Below are 17111 nucleotides of genomic sequence, written 5' to 3' on the forward strand. Positions count from 1 at the left end.
GGATGCGGGAGAGAGGCGTGCTCAAGAAACTGGGAATCAAAGGCCGCGTGCTGTTGCTGACCCTGTTGCCAACCAGCCTGATGGCGTTGGTGCTGGGGGGGTATTTTACCTGGATGCAACAGGCTGACCTGCAAACCCAACTCATGCAGCGCGGCGAAATGATCGCCGAGCAGTTGGCACCACTGGCGGCGCCAGCGATGGGCCATCAGGACAATGAACTGCTCGAACGCATCGCCACCCAGGCCCTGGAACAGACCGACGTGCGGGCCGTGACCTTTCTGGCTCCCGACCGCACGCTGCTGGCTCACGCCGGCCCGACCATGCTCAATCAGACGCCCTCCGGCACTGGCACGCAGTTGCTGCGCCGTAGTGGCAACGATGCAACCCGCTATCTGCTGCCGGTATTCGGCAAACACCGCAACCTCGCCGGGGACCTGATTCCCGAAGAAGCCGACCGCCTGCTCGGCTGGGTCGAACTTGAACTGTCCCATAACGGCATGCTGTTGCGCGGTTACCGCAGCCTGTTCGCCAGCCTGATGCTGATCAGTGCCGGGCTGATCGGTGCGGCACTGCTGGCCCTGCGCATGGGCCGCACGATCAATCGGCCACTGAGCCAGATCAAGCAGGCCGTGGCCCAACTCAAGGACGGTCATCTGGAAACCCGCTTGCCGCCCCTCGGCAGCCAGGAGCTGGACGAGCTGGCTTCGGGCATCAACCGCATGGCCGGCACCCTGCAAAATGCCCAGGAAGAATTGCAGCACAGCATCGACCAGGCCACCGAAGACGTACGCCAGAACCTGGAAACCATCGAGATCCAGAACATCGAGCTGGACCTGGCGCGCAAGGAAGCCCTGGAGGCGAGCCGGATCAAGTCCGAATTCCTGGCCAACATGAGCCATGAAATCCGCACGCCGCTCAATGGCATTCTCGGCTTCACCCACCTGCTGCAAAAAAGCGAGTTAACCCCACGCCAGCTCGACTACCTGGGCACCATCGAAAAATCCGCCGACAGCCTGCTGGGCATCATCAACGAGATTCTCGACTTTTCGAAAATCGAGGCCGGCAAGCTGGTGCTCGACCATATTCCATTCAACCTGCGCGATCTGCTGCAGGACACCCTGACCATCCTCGCCCCCGCCGCCCACGCCAAGCAGCTGGAACTGGTGAGCCTGGTGTACCGGGACACGCCGCTGTCACTGGTGGGCGACCCATTGCGGCTCAAGCAGATCCTGACGAACCTGGTGAGCAACGCGATCAAGTTCACTCGCGAAGGCACCATCGTCGCCCGTGCCATGCTCGAAGACGAGCACGAAGACACCGTGCAGTTGCGCATCAGCATTCAGGACACCGGCATCGGCCTGTCGAGCCAGGACGTGCGCGCCCTGTTCCAGGCCTTCAGCCAGGCCGACAACTCGCTGTCGCGGCAACCCGGCGGCACCGGTCTTGGCCTGGTGATTTCCAAGCGTCTGATCGAACAGATGGGCGGCGAGATCGGCGTCGACAGCACGCCGGGGGAAGGCTCGGAGTTCTGGATCAGCCTGAGCCTGCCGAAAACCCGCGACGATGCCGAAGACCTGCCCGCCGCACCCTTGCTCGGGCGCCGGGTGGCGGTGCTGGAAAACCACGAGTTGGCGCGGCAGGCGTTGCAACATCAACTGGAAGACTGCGGCCTCAGCACCACAGCATTCAATACCCTGGAAAGCCTGACCAATGGCGTTACCGCTGCCCACCAGACCGATCAGGCGATCGACCTCGCCGTGCTCGGCATCACCAGCAACGACATGCCCCCTGAGCGCCTCAACCAGTACATCTGGGACCTCGAGCATCTTGGTTGCAAAGTGCTGGTGCTGTGCCCGACCACGGAACAGACACTGTTCCATCTTTCCGTGCCCAACCCGCATAGCCAGCTCCAGGCAAAACCGGCCTGCACCCGCAAGCTGCGACGCTCCCTGTCTGACCTGGTCAGCCCGCGCCCGATGCGCAGCGAGCCGAGCGAACCGGTGTCCAGCCGTGCCCCGAAGGTGCTATGCGTCGACGACAACCCGGCCAACCTGATGCTGGTGCAGACCCTGCTCGAAGACATGGGCGCCAAGGTGCTCGCGGTGGACAGCGGTTATGCCGCCTTCAAAGCGGTGCAGAACGAGACATTCGACCTGGTGTTGATGGACGTGCAGATGCCCGGCATGGACGGCCGCCAGAGCACCGAGGCGATACGCCAATGGGAAAGCGAACGGCATTGCACGCCGCTGCCGATCGTAGCCCTCACCGCCCACGCCATGGCCAACGAAAAACGCGCGCTGCTGCAAAGCGGTATGGACGACTACCTGACCAAACCGATCAGCGAACGGCAATTGGCGCAGGTGGTGCTGAAGTGGAGCGGCCTGGCGCTGCGCAATCACAGCCCGGAGCGCTCCGGCGAAGGGCATGGCGGCGCCCATGACCTGTTGGTGCTCGACCACGAGGAAGGATTGCGCCTGGCTGCCGGCAAGGCTGATCTGGCTGCAGACATGCTGGCGATGCTGCTGGCATCCCTGGAGGCTGACCGCGAAGCCATCCGTCTTGCCCAGCAAAGCGATGACCACAACGCCCTGATCGAACGGGTCCATCGCCTGCATGGCGCGACACGTTACTGCGGCGTACCGCAATTGCGCGCGGCCTGCCAACGCAGCGAAACCCTGCTCAAGCAACAGGACCCGAAAGCCAGTGTTGCACTGGATGAGCTCGACCGGGCGATCAATCGCCTGGCAGCCCAGGCGCGCATGAATGCTTGATGCAGCGCAATCGCGCGGATTGAACATCAGCGCAAACTCTGCAGGATCGGGACAAAGGGGAAATCATGCGTACGATTCTTTTCAGCAGCCAGAACTACGACCGCGACAGTTTTCTCGCCGCCGGGCAACCGGCCGGCATCGAGTTGCACTTTCAGCCTGCACGCCTGAGCCTCGACACGGTGGCGCTCGCTCAGGGGTACGAAGCGGTCTGTGCGTTCATCAATGATGACCTCGGCGCCGCGGTGCTCGAACGCCTGGCCGCTGGAGGCACACGCCTGATCGCCTTGCGCTCGGCCGGTTACAACCACGTCGACTTGCCGACGGCAAAGCGCCTGGGCCTGGCCGTCGTGCGCGTCCCGGCCTATTCGCCCCACGCCGTGGCCGAACACGCGGTGGCGCTGATCCTCGCGCTCAACCGGTGCCTGCACCGCGCCTATAACCGCACCCGCGAAGGGGATTTCAGACTGCAGGGGCTGACCGGTTTCGACCTGGTAGGCAAGACAGTCGGCGTGGTCGGCACCGGGCAGATTGGCGCCACCTTCGCAAAGATCATGAACGGGTTTGGCTGCCGGCTGCTGGCCTTTGACCCCTACCCCAACCCGCAGGTCGAAGCCCTCGGTGCGCGCTACCTGAGCCTGCCGCAACTGTTGGCCGAATCACAGATCATCAGTCTGCACTGCCCGCTCAATGAACAGAGCAAGCACTTGATCAACCGTGAATCACTGGCACACATGCAACCGGGCGCGATGCTGATCAACACCGGGCGTGGTGGCCTGGTGGACACCCCCGCGCTGATCGACGCGTTGAAAGACGGGCGCCTGGGTTATCTGGGACTGGACGTGTATGAGGAAGAGGCGCAACTGTTCTTCGAGGACCGCTCCGACCTGCCGCTGCAAGACGATGTGCTGGCACGGCTACTCACCTTCCCCAACGTGATCGTCACCGCGCACCAGGCTTTTCTGACCCGCGAAGCGCTGGACGCGATTGCCGCCACCACGATACGCAACATTGCAGCCTGGGCGGCGGGCACAGCAGAAAATCAGGTCACGGGAGACTGAAACGGATCGAAGGTCATCTGCCTGCGCGATGCGGCGTGCAAGCCCGTGCTAGCATATCGCGCATATTTGGAGGACCCATGGTCGAACACGATTTCCGCTACAGCCTGATGAACCCGCAACACACCCTCACCGAATGCCGCGCCCTGGTGCCGGGGCGCTATCAGGTCACCGGCAACGGTGGCTCGATTCGCAACAACGACGTGCTGGTCGTGACCCTCAAGGGTGCCAGGGACTTGTCCATGCGCCTGACCGTCGAAACGGTTCGCCACCTGATCAACCCGCCCGGCCAATGGGTTGCGGTAGCCAGTGGCCCCGTGTTCGGCGAACTGGCGATCCACACCTGGCAAGTGAACTGCGACAGCTGCGCCAAAGAGCTGAGCTTCGAGTTCGCCGTCGATGCCAAACTGGGCAACAAGGCTGAAAAACCTGCCGCCACCGCGCGGATTGCCGAACTGGGCTGGACCACCATTGGCGAGAAACACCTGTGCCCGAAATGCCAGGAGCCTGCGTGATGAAACGCCTCGCTCTGACCGCTACGGTCGGCGCCAGCCTGCTGGGCTGCGCCGCCGAGCCGGTGCAACTTGAACACAATCGCAGCTACATCCTGGAGTGGATCGGCGAGCGGCCATTGATGGACTACAGCCACCTGACCATCACCCTCGGCGAAGACGGCCGGGCCTACGGCAATGGCGGCTGCAACCACTGGTTCGCGCCGTACACCCTTGATGGCGACAAACTGACCTTCGGCAAAATCGGCAGCACCCGCAAACTGTGCGCGCCGGCGCTGATGGAACAGGAAAAACGCTTCCTTTCTGCGCTGGAAAACGTCCAGCGCTGGGACGTTTCCCCAATCGAGCAGATCCGCTTCTGGCCAGCCGAAGGCAAGCCGCTGCGCTGGTGGCTCGAGGAGGGTTGATCGGAAACCTGCAGGAGCCGGCTTGCCGGCTCCTGCAAGCTCAATTCTTCGCCTGCAACGCCTCAAGCTTCGCCATCACTCCCGCCGCCGTCTGTTCACCCATCAACTGCTCACGCACCTTGCCCTTGTTATCGATGATGTACGTCACCGGCAGCGCCTCGCTACGTGGTAACTCGAACAATTCGGAAGGGTCCTGGGCCAGCACCGTGAACCTGATCCCCATTTTCTCGCTCGCGCCCTTCAGCTCTTGACCCTGGACGTTATCGAAGTTGACCCCGAACACTCCGATTTTCCTGTCCTTGAGCTGCTCGGCCAAGGTGTTCAATTCCGGGATTTCGGTACGGCAAGGCCCGCACCATTCTGCCCAATAATTGAGTACCAGCCATTTGCCGTCCAGTCTGTTGGAGGCGATCTTGTGGCCGTCCTGGTCGATACCATAGTCATTACCGCAGCCCCCCAGCATCAACGCTCCAATGATCGCCAATGCTGCTGCCAGTCGCCTTGCCATGTCGTGTTCCTTGTCAAAAATTGAATGCGCCTGCGACCCATCGCCTCTCACGGTTCTGGATTGCGCGCTGCACAGTTAGAATAGCCGCCACCTTACGCAAGATGCGACCCGCTCATGACCGATCTGACGCTTTATCACAACCCGCGCTGCTCGAAATCCCGCGGTGCGCTCGAACTGCTTGAAGCCCGTGGCCTGACCCCGACCGTGGTCCGCTACCTGGACACTCCGCTGGACGCCACGCAAATCCAGAGCCTGCTGGGCAAACTCGGGATCAGCGCCCGGCAACTGCTGCGCACCGGCGAGGACGAGTACAAAACCCTCGACCTGGCCAACAGCAGCCTGAGCGAAGCGCAATTGATTGCCGCCATCGCCGCCCACCCGAAACTGATGGAGCGGCCGATTCTCGAAGTCGGTGACAAAGCCATCATCGGCCGCCCACCGGAGCAGATCCTGGAACTGTTGCCATGAGTGCGCCCTACATTCTGGTTCTGTACTACAGCCGCAGCGGCTCGACCAACGAGATGGCCCGACAGATTGCCCGTGGCGTCGAACAGGCAGGGCTTGAGGCCCGCCTGCGCACGGTGCCGGCGATTTCCACCGAGTGCGAAGCCGTTTCGCCGGAGATTCCCGACGAAGGTGCGCTTTATGCCAGCCTCGACGACCTGAAGAACTGCGCCGGCCTGGCACTCGGCAGCCCGACACGCTTCGGCAACATGGCAGCACCGCTCAAGTACTTCCTCGACGGCACCAGCAACCTGTGGCTGACCGGCGCACTCGTGGGCAAACCGGCGGGTGTGTTCACCTCCACGGCGAGCCTGCATGGCGGTCAGGAGACGACCCTGCTGTCGATGATGCTGCCGTTGTTGCACCACGGCATGCTGATCACCGGCCTGCCGTACAGCGAATCGGCCCTGCTGGAAACCCAGGGCGGGGGCACACCATACGGCGCCAGCCACCACGCCGGTGCCGACGGCAAAAACGGCCTGGACGCGCACGAAGTGGCGCTGTGCCGCGCGTTGGGCATGCGCTTGGCCAATACTGCACAGAAACTGGAGGGCTGAGGGTGGCCAAGAAGCCGAAGATCCTGCCCGCCATTGAATGGCTTGAACCTCGTGTCCGGGCCATGCGCGTGATCAGTCTGTTGTGTTTTTTCGGTCTGGTGGGTCTGCTGTGCATCTACTACCTGGTTGTAGCCGATCTGCACGGCGCCCGGCCCTGGGTGATTCTGTTGATCGAGTTGGTGCCACTATTGATCCTGGCGCCGGGGATGATCCTCGGCAACCCTCGCGGGCATTCGTGGATGTGCTTTGTGGTAAACCTGTATTTCATCAAGGGAGCATTGGCTGCCTATGACCCGAACCGGCAAATTTTCGGTTTGCTGGAGATGGGCGCGAGCCTGGCGGTGTTTTGCTCGGCGCTGCTGTATGTGCGCTGGCGGTATCAGTTGAATCGCAAGCTGGCTGGCGAGGGCGAAATCTCCGTCGCCTGACAGACCGTTTTCGCGAGCAGGCTCGCTCCCACAGGGGATTTGTGAATGGCACAGATCCATTGTGGGAGCGAGCCTGCTCGCGAATGGGGCGACGCGGTCTTAATGGTTGACGGTATAAGCCAGCATCATCGAAATCTGGCTCATCGGCCGCCCGCCACTTTCCTCATGCCACTGGTTGAACACGTCCTGCACCAAAGCCAGGTCACGCAGACTGCTCGGCACCTTGTCGATGATGTCCTGCGCATTCAATGCCGCCACTACGTCATAGCTCGGTACAAAGGTGTCCTTGCCGATCATCCGCAAGAAGCGCGGGGCGGACAGCCCGCCCAACTGATGTCCGCGCTTTTTCAGGAAGGTCCAGAGCCCGACGATATCGGTCACCGGCCAGTCGGCGATCAGCGCGCCGAAGCTGCCCTTTTCATGGGCCACATCGAGCACGAACTGGGCATTGCGCGGCACGCTCTTGAGCTTGCCCAGGTGACGGATGATCCGCGTGTCCTGCATCAGGCGCTCAAGGTGCTCGGCACTCATCAGCACGACTTTTTCCGGGTCGAATCTGAAGAACACTTCTTCAAAGGCCGGCCACTTGGCATCCACCAGGCTGTGCTTGAGCCCGGCACGGAATACCCGTAGCGCCATCATCGAGAGGTAGCGATCGTCGCTGATCTTGCGCAGTTGCTCGGGAGTCTTGGGAACGGGCAGATGGGCTTGCAGTTCAGCCGCCGAACCGAAGCGGTTCAAGCAGTATTCGTTCAGCCACTTGTAGTCGCGCATGCCCTCTCCTGAGGAATAAAACGAAAAACCTGATGTGGGAGCGAGCCTGCTCGCGAAGGCGGTCTGTCATTCAATATTAATGTCGACTGGCAGGACGCATTCGCGAGCAGGCTCGCTCCCACAATGGTGTTTAAAGGTTTACGACATTGACGAAACGCGATGCGGCGCTTTCGTCGATCTTGAGGCTGGTGAAGTCGAACAGGTTGCGATCCGCCAGTTGCGACGGGATCACGTTCTGCAGGCTGCGGAAAATGCTCTCGGTACGGCCCGGGGTCTTGCGCTCCCAGTCCTGCAGCATTTCCTTGACCACCTGACGCTGCAGGTTTTCCTGGGAGCCGCAGAGGTTGCACGGAATGATCGGGAATTGCTTGAAGTCCGAGTAGGCCTGGATGTCTTTTTCGTTGCAGTAGGCCAGCGGACGGATCACCACGTTACGCCCATCGTCGGCGCGCAGCTTCGGTGGCATGGCCTTGAGCGAACCGTTGAAGAACATGTTCAGGAAGAACGTTTCGACGATGTCGTCGCGGTGGTGACCGAGGGCCATCTTGGTCGCGCCGATTTCATCGGCAAAGGTGTAGAGCGTGCCGCGACGCAGGCGCGAACACAGCGAGCAAGTGGTCTTGCCTTCCGGAATCAGCTCCTTGACCACCGAGTAAGTGTCTTTCTCGACGATGTGGTACTCGATACCCAGTTCTTTCAGGTAGGCCGGCAGCACGTGCTCCGGAAAGCCCGGCTGCTTCTGGTCCATGTTCACGGCCACGATCTCGAACTTGATCGGCGCGACCTTCTGCAAGTGCATCAGCACATCGAGCATGGTGTAGCTGTCCTTGCCACCGGACAGGCAGACCATGACCTTGTCGCCATCTTCAATCATGTTGAAATCGGCAACCGCCTCACCGGCCAGTCGGCGAAGGCGCTTTTGCAGTTTGTTCTGGTTGACCGTGAGAGTGCCCATGACGCGAAATCCGTGAGGTGTGACGAAAGGCGGGCATTTTACGCAAAAACACCTCAGGGGCGAAGTGCCCCCTATCCCCCTGTGGGAACGAGCCTGCTCCCGAAGTCGGTTTCAGCAGCCAACATCGTATTGTCTGACCTATCGCTTTCGCGAGCAGGCTCGCTCCCACAAAGATCCATTGACAGTCCCAGCGGCGATTAACAGAGGTGTTTACAGCGCGATTTGCTCTAAAGCCCCTACTCCTTCTGGGGAAACTCATCCCTATACTGCGACATAAGGTCTCATGAAAACTTCAGACCTGTGAGTTGCTTGGCCACATTGGCCCGTAGGCGCTCCACTGGGGGGCGACGGTAAAAAAGAGGAGTGACTGGCATGATCCATCACGTAGTGGGGCTCTTCACCCACCCTGACCAAGAATGGAAAGAGATCCGTGGCGACCAGGAGGAAAGCATCAGCCACATGTACCTGACCCATACACTGATCCTGGCGGCGATCCCCGCCGTGTCTGCCTTCATAGGCACCACACAGGTCGGCTGGGTCATCGGCAGTCGGGCTCCCGTGATGCTGACCGTGGAAAGCGCGATATGGATGACGATCATGTCGTACGTGGCGATGCTCGGTGGTGTTGCGGTAATGGGCGCATTCATTCACTGGATGGCCCGCACCTATGACGCCAACCCAAGCCTCGCCCGCTGCATTGCGTTTGCAACGTACACCGCTACACCGCTGTTCATCGGTGGCCTCGCCGCCCTGTACCCGCACCTGTGGCTGGGGATGATCGTCGGCACCGCAGCCATCTGCTACACGGTGTACTTGCTGTACGTGGGCTTACCGACATTCATGAACATTCCATCTGACGAGGGCTTTCTGTTTTCAAGTTCGGTGCTCGCCGTAGGCCTGGTGGTGCTGGTCGCCATCATGGCGTTCACCGTGATTGTCTGGGGACTCGGCGTGGGGCCGGTCTACACCAATTAGCCGCCCATCACTGATAATCAGAAACCAACGATACAGGCCGCCGCAAGGCGGCCTTTTGATTCTTCAGCAACGAGGAGGCACACGACCATTCGGCACCTTGGCGATTCGCAAGCCCGGAGGGTTGCGGCATACTCGACCGCTCTGGAGATCCATCAAGCATGCCCGAGCAACTCAATTCCCGCGTCGAAGACTGTTTCCAACTAGCCGAATCCTTTTTCAAACGACCTTTCAAACGCCCCGTGGTGAGCCTCAAGCTGCGTGGGCAAAAAGCCGGTGTCGCGCATTTGCACGAGAACCTGCTGCGCTTCAACCCGCAGCTGTATCGGGAAAACACCGAAGATTTCCTCAAGCAGACCGTAGCCCATGAAGTCGCCCACCTGATCGCCCACCAGTTGTTCGGCGACAGCATCCAGCCCCATGGCGAAGAGTGGCAATTGATCATGCGCGGCGTGTACGAACTGCCGCCCAACCGCTGCCACACCTATGACGTCAAACGCCGCAGCGTGACCCGCTACATCTACAAGTGCCCGTGCGCCGACAGCGACTTCCCGTTCTCGGCCCAGCGCCACAGCCTGGTGCGCCAGGGACGCAGGTATTTGTGTCGGCGGTGTCGCCATACGTTGGTGTTCAGTGGGGAGATGCGGGTCGAATAGCGGGACTCTCGGTGTTAGTACCGGACTCTTCGCGAACAGGCTCGCGATGGCGGCCTGACAGGCACTAGAGAATCACCTTGGCCCGCCGCAACTGCTCGATGCGCTCAATGCTGAACCCCAACTCCCCCAACACCTGATCCGTATGCTGCCCCAGCGCAGCGCCGATATACCGAGGCTCAGGCACCCCGCCTGAAAACTTCAGCGGGCACGCCATCTGCGCCTGGCTTGATCCGTCGCCCCGTGGCACTTGCGCCACCAATTCCCGTGCCTGCAACTGCGGATGACGCAGCGCTTCTCCCAGGCTCAACACTGGCTCGACACAAGCATCCAGCTCTGCGAACAGCGCGCACAACTCGGCAAAGTCATGCTTTTCGAATTCGACCTTCAGCACCTCTTTAAGCTGTTGCCGATGCGCCAATTGCGGTGACAGGCCGAGACCAGCCAGTTCCTCCAGCCCCAAGGCCGTACACAACTGTTTCATGAATGCCGGCTCCAGGCTGCCCACCGATAGCCAGCGCCCATCCCGGGAGCGGTAGTAATCGTAGAAGCTGCCGCCATTGAGCACCTGGTTTTCCGGCTCCGGTTCGACGCCACAGGCCAGATACCCGGCACCGGCCATCGCATTCAGGCTGAACGCGCAGTCGGTCATGCTGACATCCAGGTGCTGGCCCTGACCGGTTTGCTGCCGGGCAATGACCGCCGCCAGCAAGCCAATCACCCCGTGCAACGAGCCACCGGCGACATCCGCCACCTGCATGCCCAACGGCAGCGGCCCACTGTCGGCCCGGCCGGTGTAACTCGCCAGCCCGGACAAGGCCAGGTAGTTGATGTCATGGCCGGCGCGGTCCTTATAGGGGCCGGTCTGGCCGTAGCCGGTGATCGACACATAAATCAATTTTGGATTGATCGCCTTCAGGGCTTCGTAACCCAGGCCCAGACGCTCCATGACACCCGGGCGGAACTGCTCGAGCACAATGTCGTAATCCTGCAGCAACGACTTGATCACCTCCAGCGCCTCGGACTGCTTGAGGTCCAGGGCGAGGCTGCGCTTGTTGCGGTTGAGGTAGGCATGGCTGGCTGACACGCCTTGATCGTGAGGCGGCAACACCCGCAGCAGATCCATGCGGGTCGGTGATTCGATGCGCAGCACTTCGGCCCCCATGTCCGCCAGCAGCAACGAGGCGAACGGCCCCGGCAGCAGTGTCGAGAAATCCAGAACCTTGAGTGATGCCAGTGGACCGAGCATGAGCGTTCTCCCTTGACGATGCACCCAGCCTAGGCAGCCGTTGGCATTGCAGCAATCACCTTATGTGCCATGTGCAGTGACCGTTGCGCTCAAACACCAGGCATGAAAAAACCCGCCAAAGCGGGTTTTTTCATAGCGACAAGGCTTACTTGGCGTTCGTCGGGGTTGCCCCTTCGACGTGGCCCAAAACATCGTCTTTAGGCTCTTCGGCAATGCCGCGACCGCCCGAAGCCAGCTCGGCTTGCAGCACATCGGTGTCCAGTTCCTTGACCCACTTGGCCACAACGATGGTGGCCACAGCGTTACCGACCAGGTTGGTCAGGGCACGGGCTTCGGACATGAAACGGTCGATGCCGAGGATCAGCGCCAAGCCGGCAACCGGCAGGTGGCCCACGGCGGACAAGGTTGCCGCCAGTACGATGAAGCCGCTACCGGTCACGCCCGCAGCGCCCTTGGACGACAGCAGCAACACCACCAGCAGGGTAATCTGGTGCGTGATGTCCATATGGGAATCGGTGGCCTGGGCAATGAATACCGCGGCCATGGTCAGGTAGATGGCGGTACCGTCGAGGTTGAACGAGTAGCCGGTCGGGATCACCAGACCCACGACTGATTTCTTCGCACCCAGACGTTCCATCTTGATCAGCATGCGTGGCAGCACCGACTCCGACGACGAAGTACCCAGCACGATCAGCAGTTCCTCACGGATGTAGCGGATCATTTTCAGCACGCTGAAACCGTGCAGGCGGGCAATCGAACCCAGCACGACCAGGATGAACAGCAGGCACGTGATGTAGAAACACGCCATCAACTGGCCCAGTTGCACCAGCGAGCCGACGCCGTAGGCACCGATGGTGAACGCCATGGCACCGAAGGCACCGATTGGCGCAAGCTTCATGATCATGTTGATGATGTTGAACATCACGTGGGCGAAACGATCGATGAAGTCCAGCAGCGGCTTGCCGTAGTCACCCAGGCGATGCAGGGCAAAACCGAAGATCACCGAGAACATCAGCACTTGCAGGATGTCGCCGGTGGCGAAGGCGCCGAAGATGGTGGTCGGGATCACGTTCAGCAGGAAGCCGACAACGCTTTGGTCAGCGCCGGCTGCAACATAGGCGGCCACCTTGGAGGCATCAAGGGTGGCGACATCGATGTGCATGCCATTGCCTGGCTGCACGATGTTGACCACGACCAGGCCGACCAGCAGGGCAATGGTCGAAACGATCTCGAAGTACAGCAGCGCATAACCACCGGTCTTGCCGACCGACTTCATGTTCTGCATGCCGGCGATACCGCTGACAACGGTACAGAAGATGATCGGCGCGATGATCATTTTGATCAGCTTGATGAACCCGTCACCCAACGGTTTCACGGCCACACCGACCTGTGGATAGTAGTGACCGAGTGCGATACCGATGACAATTGCAACGATCACCTGGAAATACAGGGATTTGTACAGTGGCTGACGAGTCGTCATTGCAAAGTTCCTCAAGGGTGCCCGGTGACAACATCCATCTGTTGCCCGCAACACCGCAATTGCGAACCCTCCTGCACTGGAGGGATTTGTTTTTTCGAGCTGCGCAACGGCAGGCATCTACATGTTGTATCGCAAGGCCCGTGCCACCTTGCGCAAAATCCCTGCGAGCCTTTTGATATCAAGGGTCGCAGCGAATTCCCTGTCACCGGACGGTTACAATCATGTGGCGGATTTCCGCCCTTCCATTAAAAGTCGTCCTGCAATTTGGCGGATATCCGCCCTGTTCACGCCCGCAGTGCGCAGCTACCATCCGTCGTTCAACGGTCAGAACTGCTGCCATGCGCGAACGCACCATTGCCAGTCATTTCGCCCGCGCCGTCCTTGGTGGTGCGCGTCGGCACGGCTACGACTATTCGGGCCTGCTACAGCAACTGGGGATCAGCCCCGAGTTGCTGGACGAGCCCCGGGCGCGCATCGCTCCAGAGCAATTCACCCAATTGATTCAGGCCTTGTGGCTGGCACTGGACGACGAGTACCTGGGGTTCGGGCAAGCCCCCAGCAGGCCGGGCAGCTTCGCGATGATGTGCCATGCCGTGATTCACTGCCGCAGCCTGGATAAGGCACTCAACCGCGGCTTATTGTTTTATAGCCTATTCCCCGGAGCTCCGCGTTTGACCCTGAGCCGCGAAGATGAATGGGTCCGCCTGAGCCTCGATGACTCGCAACTGTGGGACCCGGATCATTTTCTCAGCGAAAGCCTGCTGGTGATCTGGCACCGTTTCGGCAGTTGGCTGATCGGCCAGCGCATTCGCCTGGAACAGGCCGCGTTCAGCTTCCCCCGGCCGGAACACGGCGCCGAGTACGACCTGCTGTTTTCCTGTCCGCTCGAGTTTTCCAGCCCCCAGAGCAGCCTGTTGTTTCACAGCCGCTACCTGGCCATGCCGCTATTGCAGGATGAACGCACGCTCAAGCATTTCCTCGAGCGTTCCCCCGCCGACCTGCTCTCGCGCCCGGACGATGGCGACAGCTTGAGCAGTCGCTTGCGCCGCTTGCTCAGTCGCGACAGTTCACGCTGGCCCGACCTGGAAACAGTGGCTGCGCAGTTGCACATCAGTCCGCAGACCTTGCGCCGGCATTTGCGGGAAGAGGGATCGAGCTTTCAGGAATTGAAGGACCAGATGCGCCGGGACATCGCGATTTATCACCTGGGCCGCGCTGACCTGTCGTTGCAACAGATCGCCGAGCAGCTGGGGTTTTCCGAGCCGTCGGCGTTCCACCGGGCGTTCAAGAAGTGGACGGGGCTGACGCCGGGGGCTTATCGGGCGCAGGAGTGCTGAGGTTCAAGAGCGATTTTATCTGGTGTGTTCACCGGCCCCTTCGCGGGCAAGCCCGCTCCCACAGGGATTCACTGCGTCCACAGCAATTGTGTGCGACCCCGATCATTGTGGGAGCGGGCTTGCCCGCGAAGAGGCCCGAAAGAGCACGACCAAACTCAAGGTCATACCACCGGGAAGTGAATCCGGAACGCCGCCCCGCCCATCGGAGAGTCATCCAGGGTCAGCTTGGCGCTGTAGCTCTCGATGATGTCCTTGACCACCGCAAGACCGATGCCCTGCCCCGGGTGCTGACGGTCCAGGCGCTCGCCGCGCTCGAGAATCCGTGCGCGCTGATCCGGTGGTACGCCGGGGCCGTCGTCCTCGACACACAACTCGATGCCGCCGAGGGTTTCACGCACGCTAATGCGTACTTCACCGAGGCACAGGCGATAGGCGTTTTCCAGCAGGTTGCCCATCATCTCCAATAGAGCGCCCTGCTCGATCGGTACATAGCACGGGTCGGGCAGGTCGAACGCGACGTGCACGCGCTTGTCGCGATAGACCTTGTCGAGCGTGTCGCACAGGCTTTTCAGCACCGGATGCAAACGCACCTGGTGACGTACCAGACCGCTTTTGCGCAGGCTGGCGCGCTGCAACTGGTAGCTGATCTGCTGGCTCATGCGTTCGATCTGGGTTTGCAGAACCCAGGCCTGATCGCGATCCTCCGGACGCTGGGCCATGTCTTCGCTGACGCCTTGCAACACCGCCAGGGGCGTTTTCAGGCTATGGGCCAGGTCATCGAGGGAATCACGGTAGCGGCTGCGCTGCTCACGCTCACTGTGCAGCAAACGGTTGAGAGAACCGGTGAGGCGCAGCAATTCCCGGGGATGTTCCTCGCTGAGGCTTTCGCGGGTGCCACCTTCGATCTGGTCCAGTTCCTGGCTCAAGCGCCGCAATGCCTGCAATCCCCAGGTCAGACCGATCCACAGTAGCGCCAGCAGCACCAGCAATGCCGCGCCAAAGCCCAGATAGAGATTTTCCCGCAGGCCTTCGAGGGTCAGTTCGTACTCGCGAACCGGCTGCAGCGCCACGATGCTGAAGGCGGCACTTTTGCCGCCGAGCAACTTGACCTCGACGTCGTAGACGAAGAACTCCTGGCCATTTTCTTCGCGGATCCGCGCAAACTCGTTGCCACGTCCGTCGTAGCGCGGCTTGTAATTGATGGGTTCTTCCCGGGTCGCCTTCGAACGCCAGACCAGATGCCCCTCACGGTCATAAATGTAGCCAAGCAATCGGCTGTCGGTGAGGTTGAAGCGTTCGTCGGGCAGTTGCGCCGGCATCTGCAGGCTGTTGTTCTCCACTCGGGCGGCAGAAATCAATGTGGTCACGTCCGAGGCCAGACGCTGCTCGATGGAGTCCTGCAACGCCAGGCTGAAGGCCCCTTGCATCGCCGGCAACAACGCCAGCATGAACAACACCGCCAACAGCGTGGCGGCGAGCATCAAGCGGATGCGCAGCGAACGGATCAAGTGCAACGCTCATTGAACAGGTAGCCCAGGCCGCGCACAGTGTCGATCGGCTTGAATCCGCCCGGCCCCTCCAGTTTGCGGCGCAGACGCCCGACCAGCACCTCGATCACATTCGGATCACGCTCGTCGTCATCCGGATAGAGCTGCTCCATCAAGCGGTCCTTGGGCACCACTTGCTGATGGTGACGCATCAGGTATTCGAGAATGCGGTACTCATATGCAGTCAGTGCCAACGGCTGTTCATCGAGGGTCGCCTGCTTGCGGTTCAGGTCCAACAGCAACGGACCAGCAACGATGGTCGACTGGGTAAAGCCGCTGGAGCGGCGCAGCAAGGCATTCAGGCGAGCCTCCAGCTCTTCGAACTGAAACGGCTTGACCACGTAATCGTCGGCACCGGCGGCCAGGCCCTCGACCTTGTCCTGCCAATTGCCTCGTGCGGTGAGGATCAGGATCGGGAAGGTCTTGCCGCTTGAGCGCAACTGCCGGATCAGGTCGAGCCCGCTCATGCCCGGCAGACCGAGGTCGATCACCGCCAGGTCAAAGTTGAACTGCGCGGTCTGGTACAACGCCTCCTCGGCGTTGGCTACCGACTCGACCACATGGCCGCTCTCCGTCAGGCGGGTTTTCAAGTGATGACGCAGCAGCGCTTCATCTTCGACGACCAGCAGTTTCATAACGCTCTCCCGGGCAAATCAACATCTCCAGAGGCGCAACGTCGCACCTCGATAGCTAACATGGCAACGCCGGATCAGCCCCTCGGGTTGATCCGGCGCAAGCCGCTCACGAAACGCTTGTCAGAAAGCGTAGTTGGCGGACAGGTACGTCTGGGCGCTGCTGGTCAGGTCCAGCGAACCCTGCTTGCTGCCACCACGCTCACTCATCTCGGTGCTGGCGTTGCTGCGCAGGTAACGGTAACCCAGTTCAACCGAGGTGTTCTGCGAAACCTGTTGCAGCACACCCGCCTGGCCACCGATGGCGTAGCCGATATCACTGTCGCGGCTGAAGCCTGGCGACTCCTGAGTCATTTTGGTCAGGCCGGCCGTCGCACCACCGAACAGCCTGGTGCTACCGCCCACCGGGTAAAACAGATCGTAGCTGCCCAGAAGGTTTTCCTGACGCAGTTTAATGCCGTTGTGCGAGCCCGACACATTGTCGTAAGTGGCGTAGTACCGGCCCTTGGTGTTTTGCTGGCCCAGACGAACACCCCAGGTGGTGTCCTTGCCGATCACGCCATCGGCGTTCGGGTGGTTGAGGTTGTCATTCAGGGCGTGGGATTTTTTGACCTTGTCGCTGGTCTGTCCAAGAATAAGGCTGGCGAAGTTGTCGTCGGACGCGAAGGCTGCGGTGCTTGCGCCCAGAACTGTGAATGCCAGAAGCAGTTTTTTGAATCCAGTCATTGGGAGTGTCCTCATGTGCCGTTTGTTTTTCGGGTACGGGGCAA

Annotated in this window: 18 protein-coding genes; 10 read left to right on the top strand and 8 right to left on the bottom strand. The window is 60.8% G+C overall.

Translation table 11 applies throughout. The annotated features are described in order from the left end of the window. Nucleotides 1–17: 17 nt before the first annotated feature. From ACEN8E_RS22640 to ACEN8E_RS22655, 4 genes are all read left to right on the top strand, one after another. Complete coding sequence (locus ACEN8E_RS22640; RefSeq protein WP_495589940.1) at nucleotides 18–2771, top strand: response regulator; 2754 nt, start codon at nucleotides 18–20, stop codon at nucleotides 2769–2771. A 65-nt stretch (nucleotides 2772–2836) separates the two neighbouring features. Next, complete coding sequence (locus ACEN8E_RS22645) at nucleotides 2837–3829, top strand: 2-hydroxyacid dehydrogenase (RefSeq protein ID WP_495589941.1); 993 nt, start codon at nucleotides 2837–2839, stop codon at nucleotides 3827–3829. 77 nt (nucleotides 3830–3906) lie between these two features. Next, nucleotides 3907–4341, top strand: a complete 435-nt coding sequence (locus ACEN8E_RS22650) for a hypothetical protein (RefSeq protein WP_495589942.1) — start codon at nucleotides 3907–3909, stop codon at nucleotides 4339–4341. Continuing rightward, nucleotides 4341–4745: an META domain-containing protein gene (locus ACEN8E_RS22655; RefSeq protein ID WP_057396391.1), complete on the top strand. Its 405-nt coding sequence runs from the start codon at nucleotides 4341–4343 to the stop codon at nucleotides 4743–4745. Before ACEN8E_RS22650 ends, ACEN8E_RS22655 begins: the two co-directional genes overlap by 1 nt. A gap of 40 nt (nucleotides 4746–4785) precedes the next feature. Here the strand turns inward: ACEN8E_RS22655 and ACEN8E_RS22660 are convergent, their stop codons facing one another. Next, complete coding sequence (locus tag ACEN8E_RS22660; RefSeq protein ID WP_495589943.1) at nucleotides 4786–5253, bottom strand: TlpA disulfide reductase family protein; 468 nt, start codon at nucleotides 5251–5253, stop codon at nucleotides 4786–4788. A gap of 114 nt (nucleotides 5254–5367) precedes the next feature. Between ACEN8E_RS22660 and arsC the strand changes: the two genes are divergently transcribed. Genes arsC through ACEN8E_RS22675 form a run of 3 tightly spaced genes read left to right on the top strand, consistent with a single transcriptional unit; the run spans nucleotide 5368 to nucleotide 6742 of the window. Then, nucleotides 5368–5721: an arsenate reductase (glutaredoxin) gene (gene arsC / locus ACEN8E_RS22665; RefSeq protein ID WP_495589944.1), complete on the top strand. Its 354-nt coding sequence runs from the start codon at nucleotides 5368–5370 to the stop codon at nucleotides 5719–5721. Then, the gene (gene wrbA, locus ACEN8E_RS22670; RefSeq protein ID WP_495589945.1) at nucleotides 5718–6314 is read left to right on the top strand and encodes an NAD(P)H:quinone oxidoreductase; all 597 of its coding nucleotides are present in this window, start codon (nucleotides 5718–5720) and stop codon (nucleotides 6312–6314) included. Before arsC ends, wrbA begins: the two co-directional genes overlap by 4 nt. A gap of 2 nt (nucleotides 6315–6316) precedes the next feature. Beyond that, nucleotides 6317–6742: a DUF2069 domain-containing protein gene (locus ACEN8E_RS22675; protein WP_495589946.1), complete on the top strand. Its 426-nt coding sequence runs from the start codon at nucleotides 6317–6319 to the stop codon at nucleotides 6740–6742. A 99-nt stretch (nucleotides 6743–6841) separates the two neighbouring features. Here the strand turns inward: ACEN8E_RS22675 and ACEN8E_RS22680 are convergent, their stop codons facing one another. After that, nucleotides 6842–7516, bottom strand: coding sequence for a DNA-3-methyladenine glycosylase I (locus tag ACEN8E_RS22680; RefSeq protein WP_495589947.1), 675 nt, complete (start codon nucleotides 7514–7516; stop codon nucleotides 6842–6844). Between the two features lie 130 nt (nucleotides 7517–7646). Then, nucleotides 7647–8471, bottom strand: a complete 825-nt coding sequence (ttcA, locus tag ACEN8E_RS22685) for a tRNA 2-thiocytidine(32) synthetase TtcA (RefSeq protein WP_008016509.1) — start codon at nucleotides 8469–8471, stop codon at nucleotides 7647–7649. 372 nt (nucleotides 8472–8843) lie between these two features. Here ttcA and ACEN8E_RS22690 point away from each other — a divergent pair, with 372 nt between their 5' ends. Both ACEN8E_RS22690 and ACEN8E_RS22695 read left to right on the top strand, forming a co-directional pair. Continuing rightward, complete coding sequence (locus ACEN8E_RS22690) at nucleotides 8844–9446, top strand: Yip1 family protein (RefSeq protein ID WP_495589948.1); 603 nt, start codon at nucleotides 8844–8846, stop codon at nucleotides 9444–9446. Between the two features lie 158 nt (nucleotides 9447–9604). After that, a complete protein-coding gene (locus ACEN8E_RS22695; RefSeq protein ID WP_495589949.1) occupies nucleotides 9605–10099 on the top strand; it encodes a SprT family zinc-dependent metalloprotease in 495 nt (164 codons plus the stop codon). A 64-nt stretch (nucleotides 10100–10163) separates the two neighbouring features. On the opposite strand, the gene ACEN8E_RS22700 is transcribed toward ACEN8E_RS22695, so the two are convergent. Together ACEN8E_RS22700 and ACEN8E_RS22705 are read right to left on the bottom strand one after the other, a co-directional pair. Beyond that, a complete protein-coding gene (locus ACEN8E_RS22700) occupies nucleotides 10164–11345 on the bottom strand; it encodes a CaiB/BaiF CoA transferase family protein (protein WP_495589950.1) in 1182 nt (393 codons plus the stop codon). 145 nt (nucleotides 11346–11490) lie between these two features. Next, on the bottom strand, nucleotides 11491–12825 hold the full coding sequence (locus ACEN8E_RS22705; RefSeq protein WP_495589951.1) for a dicarboxylate/amino acid:cation symporter: 1335 nt from the start codon (nucleotides 12823–12825) through the stop codon (nucleotides 11491–11493). Between the two features lie 338 nt (nucleotides 12826–13163). Here ACEN8E_RS22705 and ACEN8E_RS22710 point away from each other — a divergent pair, with 338 nt between their 5' ends. Then, nucleotides 13164–14162 (top strand): AraC family transcriptional regulator, encoded by a 999-nt coding sequence (locus ACEN8E_RS22710; RefSeq protein ID WP_495589952.1) that lies wholly within the window; start codon nucleotides 13164–13166, stop codon nucleotides 14160–14162. Between the two features lie 161 nt (nucleotides 14163–14323). Here ACEN8E_RS22710 and ACEN8E_RS22715 read toward each other — a convergent pair whose 3' ends face one another. The 3 genes from ACEN8E_RS22715 to ACEN8E_RS22725 all read right to left on the bottom strand — a co-directional run bounded on the left by ACEN8E_RS22715 (nucleotide 14324) and on the right by ACEN8E_RS22725 (nucleotide 17067). After that, the gene (locus ACEN8E_RS22715; RefSeq protein WP_495589953.1) at nucleotides 14324–15670 is read right to left on the bottom strand and encodes an ATP-binding protein; all 1347 of its coding nucleotides are present in this window, start codon (nucleotides 15668–15670) and stop codon (nucleotides 14324–14326) included. Continuing rightward, entirely contained in the window at nucleotides 15667–16344 is a 678-nt protein-coding gene (locus ACEN8E_RS22720; protein ID WP_495589954.1) for a response regulator, read from the bottom strand. Before ACEN8E_RS22720 ends, ACEN8E_RS22715 begins: the two co-directional genes overlap by 4 nt. Before the next feature lie 120 nt (nucleotides 16345–16464). Continuing rightward, entirely contained in the window at nucleotides 16465–17067 is a 603-nt protein-coding gene (locus tag ACEN8E_RS22725) for a hypothetical protein (RefSeq protein WP_495589955.1), read from the bottom strand. Nucleotides 17068–17111: the final 44 nt, after the last annotated feature.

This window comes from Pseudomonas sp. Pseusp9 (assembly GCF_059491265.1).